This window comes from Pseudomonas sp. G5(2012) (assembly GCF_000408945.1).
In the GTDB taxonomy this organism is placed as follows: domain Bacteria; phylum Pseudomonadota; class Gammaproteobacteria; order Pseudomonadales; family Pseudomonadaceae; genus Aquipseudomonas; species Aquipseudomonas umsongensis.
Genome location: NZ_APIO01000113.1, coordinates 22,251 through 28,250 on the forward strand (window position 1 = coordinate 22,251; position 6,000 = coordinate 28,250).

A 6,000-nucleotide genomic window follows, 5' to 3' on the forward strand; every position below is an offset into this window, starting at 1 on the left:
GTTCTAGCATCGATTGCATGACCTAAACAACCTCCCGCAAGAAGGTAGCTGCCCATGGATTTCGCTTATTCGCCCAAGGTGCAAGAACTGCGTGAGCGCGTGACCGCGTTCATGGACACCTATGTCTATCCCGCCGAAGCGGTATTCGAGCGTCAGGTCGCCGAGGGCGACCGCTGGCAGCCGACCGCGATCATGGAAGAACTCAAACTCAAGGCCAAGGCTCAAGGCCTGTGGAATTTGTTTCTGCCTGAGTCCGAGCTCGGCGCTGGCCTGACCAACCTTGAATACGCTCCGCTGGCGGAGATCATGGGGCGTTCGCTGCTGGGGCCTGAGCCGTTCAACTGTTCGGCGCCAGACACTGGCAACATGGAAGTACTGGTGCGCTACGCCAACGCAGAACAGAAACAACGCTGGCTCGAACCCTTGTTGCGCGGCGAGATTCGCTCAGCGTTCGCCATGACCGAACCAGACGTTGCGTCCTCCGACGCCACCAACATGGCCGCCCGTGCCGAGCGCCAGGGTGACGAGTGGGTGATCAACGGCAAGAAATGGTGGACCTCCGGCGCGTGCGATCCGCGTTGCAAGATCCTGATCTTCATGGGCCTGAGCAATCCCGACGCGCCGCGCCATGCGCAGCACTCGATGATTCTGGTTCCGGTGGACACCCCCGGCGTGAAGATCGTGCGTCCGTTGCTCGTGTTCGGCTATGACGATGCACCTCACGGCCATGCTGAAGTGCTGTTTGAAAATGTCCGGGTGCCGTACGAAAACGTCCTGTTGGGTGAAGGGCGCGGCTTCGAAATTGCCCAGGGTCGTCTTGGCCCGGGCCGGATTCACCACTGCATGCGTTCGATCGGCATGGCGGAACGTGCGCTGGAACTGATGTGTAAACGCTCGGTGAACCGTACCGCGTTCGGCAAACCCCTGGCGCGTCTGGGCGGCAACATCGACAAGATCGCCGATTCGCGGATGGAGATCGACATGGCTCGCCTGCTGACGCTCAAGGCGGCGTACATGATGGACACCGTCGGAAACAAAGTGGCGAAGAGTGAAATTGCGCAGATCAAAGTGGTGGCGCCAAACGTGGCCTTGCGCGTAATCGACCGGGCGATCCAGATCCATGGCGGGGCAGGGGTGTCCAACGATTTCCCGCTGGCCTATATGTATGCCATGCAACGCACCCTGCGCCTGGCTGACGGCCCGGATGAAGTGCACCGCGCGGCGATCGGCAAGTTCGAGATCGGCAAATACGTGCCCAAGGAAATGTTGCGCAGCAGTCACTAAGACCGCAGTCGTAGCGTGGGCCCGATCCGGGCCCGCGTTCAATCCACGCTGGGCAGCCCGTAGAACGCCCGCGCGCACGCCGTACTGTGGGCGGCCAGGTCTTCCTGGCTTTCCCCGCGGTGCAAGGCCACCTCACGTAAGACTTCCGTCAGATACGCCGGCTCGTTGCGACCGTTTTTCGGTTTGGGCCGAAGGCTGCGCGGTAACAGGTATGGCGCATCGCTCTCCAGCATCAACCGCCCACGCTTGATCTCCTTGACCAGCGGGTGCAAATGCGTGCCTCGGCGCTCATCGCAAATCCAGCCGGTGATGCCGATGTGCAAATCCATGTCCAGGTAACTGAACAGGGCTTTCTTTTCGCCGGTGAAGCAATGCACCACGGCGGCCGGCAATTGATCGCGGTAGTCGCGCAGGATTTCCAGCAGGCGCTGGCTCGCATCGCGTTCGTGCAGGAACACTGGCATTTGCAGTTCTACCGCCAGCGCCAGGTGTTCTTCGAGGACTTTCTCCTGTTGTGCGCGCGGTGAAAAATCGCGGTTGAAATCCAGGCCGCATTCACCAATCGCGACGATGTTCGCTTCCTTCAGCAGGCTGCGCAGGCGACGCGCGCTGTCGGCATTCCAGTCGCTGGCCGCGTGGGGATGAACGCCGGCGGTGGCGAACAGCCGTTGCGCTGTTTCGTCCAGTTGCTGGCACAACTCCAGTGCCTGCTCACTGCCCTCGACACTGGTGCCAGTGAGCACCAATTGGCAGACCCCGGCGGCATAGGCGCGGTCCAGTACAGCCTGGTGCTTGTCGGCAAAACTGGGGTTGGTCAGGTTGACGCCGATATCGATGAGTTGCATGGTGCTACCTCGGGCCCAGGGCCGCAAAGCATACCAGAGCCCAGGATTTATAAGAAAAGCCAAGAACTACAACAGGTTATCGCTGTCTCTTAATGCCGCGAAGAAGTCTGGGTGGTGACGCTGCCATCATTGTGCCAGTCTTTCGCGCATTGCCAGCGCTTCAGGGCGCTCTGTTTCTGTCGCTTGATTGCGTGAAGCCATTCATGCAGTCGACCTGAATTCTTTGCGGAGAGTGGATGATTCGTCCCTCGATTTTGCTACTGCTGTGTTGCTCGCTGCTGCTGCCGATGTCGGCGGTTGCGCGTCTGCCCGGGCCGCTGCAAGCCGTACCGGCGACCAAGGTGCGTGACCTGACGGACATCCGCAGCAGCCGCGTGCTGCGCGTGCTGGTCAATCAGAGCCGTAACAGCTCCGGCGAAGTCCAGGGCCAGGCCATCGGCGTCGAATACCATCGCTTGCGTGCTTTCGAGCAATACCTCAACGGCCATGCCCGCGACGGCCAGGAAATTACCCTCAAGATCATTCCCAGAGCCAAGGATCAACTGCTCGGCGCATTGCAGCGTGGGGAGGGCGACCTTGTGGCTCCCGGCGAGTTGCTGGATTTGCAGCCAGGCTTCGCCGTCAGCAGCAGTGAGCCCGTTGCCAGTAACATCCCGTTGGTGCTGGTGGGGATCAAGGGCGAACGTCGCTATACCCGTCTTGAACAACTGTCGGGTAAAACCCTGGCGTTGCCCAACGGCAGCGCCGCCGGTGACGCCATCAGCCAGATCAATCAGAAGCTGGCGCTGCACAAATTGCCGCCGGTCAAGATCGAGTGGGTCGACCCGAGCCTGGCGGTCGAGGATGTGCTGGAGATGGTCCAGGGCGGGATATTTCACCTGACCATCGTCGAGCAACCGATCGCCGAGCGCTGGGGCAAGATCCTGCCGAAATTACGAGTCGATCGCCAGGTGCTCATCAGCGAGCCAGGCGAAGAGTTCTGGTTCGTGCGCCGCGATGCGTCAATGCTGCGCGCCAGCATCGATCGTTTCCTGGCAGGCTATAAAAAGCCGTCGGACCAGGATGCTGCGTTCCTGCGGATCTATCGACGCCAGTACCAGGTCCACTATCCCTTGGCCAAGGCTGACCGCCAGCGCCTGGAAAAGCTGCGGCCGGTGCTGCAGAAACATGCAAGTGCCCAGGACATGGACTGGCTGAACCTGGCGGCGCTGGCGTTCAAGGAGTCCGGCCTGCAGCCCTCGGCACGCAGTGGCGGTGCGCCAACCGGCCTGATGCAGATCACACCGTCAGCGGCGCAGCGGGTGGGCGTCAGCAACATTCATGAGCTCGATGCCAATGTGCAGGCCGGGGCCAAGTACCTGGCGATGATCCGCCGCAAGTTCTTTGCCAGCCCCAAGCTCAATGAGCGCGAGCGCATGGCCTTTGTGCTGGCGGCCTACAACATCGGCCCGGAGCGGGTGCAAGGGATGCGCGCGGAAGCCAGGCGTCGCGGGTTGAACCCCAACCAGTGGTTTTTCCAGGTGGAGCGCATCGCCATGGAGCAGGTGGGAATGGGACCTGTCAGCTATGTTAATAGCGTGAACAAGTATTACCTGGCGTTCGATCGGGAGCGGGAGTCGTTGGAGCCCCAGGGGCAAAAAGTTGCCCTTCGTAAATGATCGAATAAACTGATTGTTATGGCGGATTTTTTACGCTTTTAACATGAGATTTACTGATTAATATAGCGGCCAACCAACACACACTCTTTTAGGGATGACACAGCATGAGCACACTGATCAACAAGGTACTGTTTACCCGCGCTGGCTACGGCCTGACCGTTTTGCGGATTGTCGTCGGCATCATCTTCGCCGCCCACGGTTCGCAAAAACTCTTCGGGGCATTGGGTGGCTATGGCTTGGCGGGCACCGCGCAGTACATGGAAAGCATCGGCCTGACACCGGGCTACCTGATGGCGACGCTGGCGGGCGGTACCGAGTTCTTCGGCGGCCTGGCATTGATCATCGGCTTGCTGGTACGTCCGGCAGCATTGGGCCTGACCTTCCTTTCACTGGTGGCGATCTTTACGGTTCATATCAGCAACGGCCTGTTCATGGCCAACAACGGCTATGAATTCGCCCTGGCGTTGCTCGGTGGCAGCATCGCGGTGCTGATCGAAGGGGCTGGCAAACTGTCGGCGGACCGCGCCATCGCTGGGTAAAGGCTTTGTGAGCAAATAAAAAATGCCCGTATCAGCAGATACGGGCATTTTTTTTAGCGCATTAGAACCCGAGTTTGTCGCGCAATCCGTAGTACCACGCACCCAGCGCAGCAAACGGGGTGCGCAACAGTTGCCCACCCGGGAACGGGTAGTGGGGCAGGTCGGCAAAGGCGTCGAAACGTTCTGCCTGACCGCGCAATGCCTCAGCCAAGACCTTGCCCGCCAGGTGCGTGTAGGTAACGCCATGGCCGCTGCAGCCCTGGGAGTAATAAATGTTGTCGCCCAGTCTTCCGACCTGAGGAAGACGTGACAGGGTCAGCAGGAAATTACCGGTCCAGGCGTAGTCGATTTTCACATCCTTGAGCTGCGGGAAAGCCTTGAGCATCTTCGGACGTATGATCGCTTCGATGTTCGCCGGGTCTCGTGCGCCATACACCACGCCGCCGCCGAAAATCAGGCGCTTGTCGCCGCTCAGGCGGTAATAGTCGAGCAGGTAGTTGCAGTCTTCCACGCAATAGTCCTGGGGCAGCAGGCTTTTCGCCAACTCATCGCCCAAGGGTTCGGTGGTAATCACCTGCGTGCCGCAAGGCATCGATTTGGCCGCCAGCTCCGGAACCAGGTTGCCCAGGTAGGCGTTGCCCGCCACGATAATGAACTTGGCCCTGACTTTGCCCTGTGGCGTGTGGACGACCGGGCTGGCGCCGCGTTCGATGCGTACTGCCGGCGACTGTTCATGAATGGTGCCGCCCAACGACTCCACGGCCGCCGCTTCGCCCAGCGCCAGGTTGAGCGGATGGATGTGCCCGCCACTCATGTCGAGCATGCCACCGATGTATTGATCGCACGCCACGACCTCGCGAATGCGGCGCTGGTCGAGCAACTCCAGCTGCGTGTGCCCGAATCGCTCCCACAAGCGCTTCTGGGATTCCAGGTGGCCCATCTGTTTGGGGGTGATGGCGGCAAACACGCCGCCGTCCTTCAAATCGCATTGGATGTTGTACCTGGCCACCCGATCACGAATGATCCGCCCACCTTCGAACGCCATCTGCCCCAGCATCTGGGCCTGCCGGGGGCCGACACTGCGCTCGATCACATCGATATCGCGGCTGTAGCTGTTAACGATTTGCCCACCGTTGCGCCCCGACGCACCGAAACCCACCCTGGCCGCTTCCAGCACCGTCACCCGAAAGCCGTGCTCCAGCAGGAACAACGCCGAGGACAGTCCGGTATAACCGGCGCCGATCACGCAGACATCAGTCTCGACCTCGCCTTGCAAAGACGGGCGCGGCGGCACCGCATTGGCCGATGCGGCGTAATAGGACTCTGGGTAAGGGGTGTTCGCCATCCTGCAGCCTCTGTTTAATAAATTTAACGATTGCGTCGATCCTACCCGAGTTGAAAAACCGCCGCCAGCCACCGGAAAATCTTCTTCGCCGCAGCAAAATTAAATATTTTGCATATTCATAGGGTTAGCTCGAAAAAAGGTGTTGACACCCTCCCGGAATTCCGTAGAATGCCGCCTCACAGCAGGCACGTAGCTCAGTTGGTTAGAGCACCACCTTGACATGGTGGGGGTCGTTGGTTCGAGTCCAATCGCGCCTACCAAACAAAATCCGCTCTGCTGGGCGGTCTAGAAGGGCTCACCGAAAGGTGGGCCCTTTTTTGTGTGCGCCC

General features: G+C 60.0%; 5 protein-coding genes and 1 tRNA gene. 4 read left to right on the top strand and 2 right to left on the bottom strand.

Features of this window, described 5'->3' with window-relative positions; translation table 11 throughout:
* Window positions 1–54 precede the first annotated feature (54 nt).
* The gene (locus tag PG5_RS27615; protein ID WP_020800376.1) at window positions 55–1,284 is read left to right on the top strand and encodes an acyl-CoA dehydrogenase; all 1,230 of its coding nucleotides are present in this window, start codon (window positions 55–57) and stop codon (window positions 1,282–1,284) included.
* 38 nt (window positions 1,285–1,322) lie between these two features.
* Here PG5_RS27615 and PG5_RS27620 read toward each other — a convergent pair whose 3' ends face one another.
* On the bottom strand, window positions 1,323–2,129 hold the full coding sequence (locus PG5_RS27620) for a TatD family hydrolase (RefSeq protein ID WP_020800377.1): 807 nt from the start codon (window positions 2,127–2,129) through the stop codon (window positions 1,323–1,325).
* 236 nt (window positions 2,130–2,365) lie between these two features.
* Here PG5_RS27620 and PG5_RS27625 point away from each other — a divergent pair, with 236 nt between their 5' ends.
* On the top strand, window positions 2,366–3,787 hold the full coding sequence (locus tag PG5_RS27625) for a transglycosylase SLT domain-containing protein (RefSeq protein WP_020800378.1): 1,422 nt from the start codon (window positions 2,366–2,368) through the stop codon (window positions 3,785–3,787).
* A gap of 104 nt (window positions 3,788–3,891) precedes the next feature.
* On the top strand, window positions 3,892–4,326 hold the full coding sequence (locus PG5_RS27630; protein WP_020800379.1) for a DoxX family protein: 435 nt from the start codon (window positions 3,892–3,894) through the stop codon (window positions 4,324–4,326).
* Window positions 4,327–4,387: 61 nt separating this feature from the next.
* On the opposite strand, the gene PG5_RS27635 is transcribed toward PG5_RS27630, so the two are convergent.
* Entirely contained in the window at window positions 4,388–5,671 is a 1,284-nt protein-coding gene (locus PG5_RS27635) for an FAD-binding oxidoreductase (RefSeq protein ID WP_020800380.1), read from the bottom strand.
* Between the two features lie 183 nt (window positions 5,672–5,854).
* Between PG5_RS27635 and PG5_RS27640 the strand changes: the two genes are divergently transcribed.
* A tRNA-Val gene (locus tag PG5_RS27640) sits at window positions 5,855–5,931 on the top strand.
* Window positions 5,932–6,000: the final 69 nt, after the last annotated feature.

Bases quoted from the DNA above. Each gene is read 5' to 3' on its own strand.
- PG5_RS27615 (WP_020800376.1), top strand. From the start codon at position 55: ATGGATTTCGCTTATTCGCCCAAGGTGCAAGAACTGCGTGAGCGCGTG.
- PG5_RS27620 (WP_020800377.1), bottom strand. From the start codon at position 2,129: ATGCAACTCATCGATATCGGCGTCAACCTGACCAACCCCAGTTTTGCC.
- PG5_RS27625 (WP_020800378.1), top strand. From the start codon at position 2,366: ATGATTCGTCCCTCGATTTTGCTACTGCTGTGTTGCTCGCTGCTGCTG.
- PG5_RS27630 (WP_020800379.1), top strand. From the start codon at position 3,892: ATGAGCACACTGATCAACAAGGTACTGTTTACCCGCGCTGGCTACGGC.
- PG5_RS27635 (WP_020800380.1), bottom strand. From the start codon at position 5,671: ATGGCGAACACCCCTTACCCAGAGTCCTATTACGCCGCATCGGCCAAT.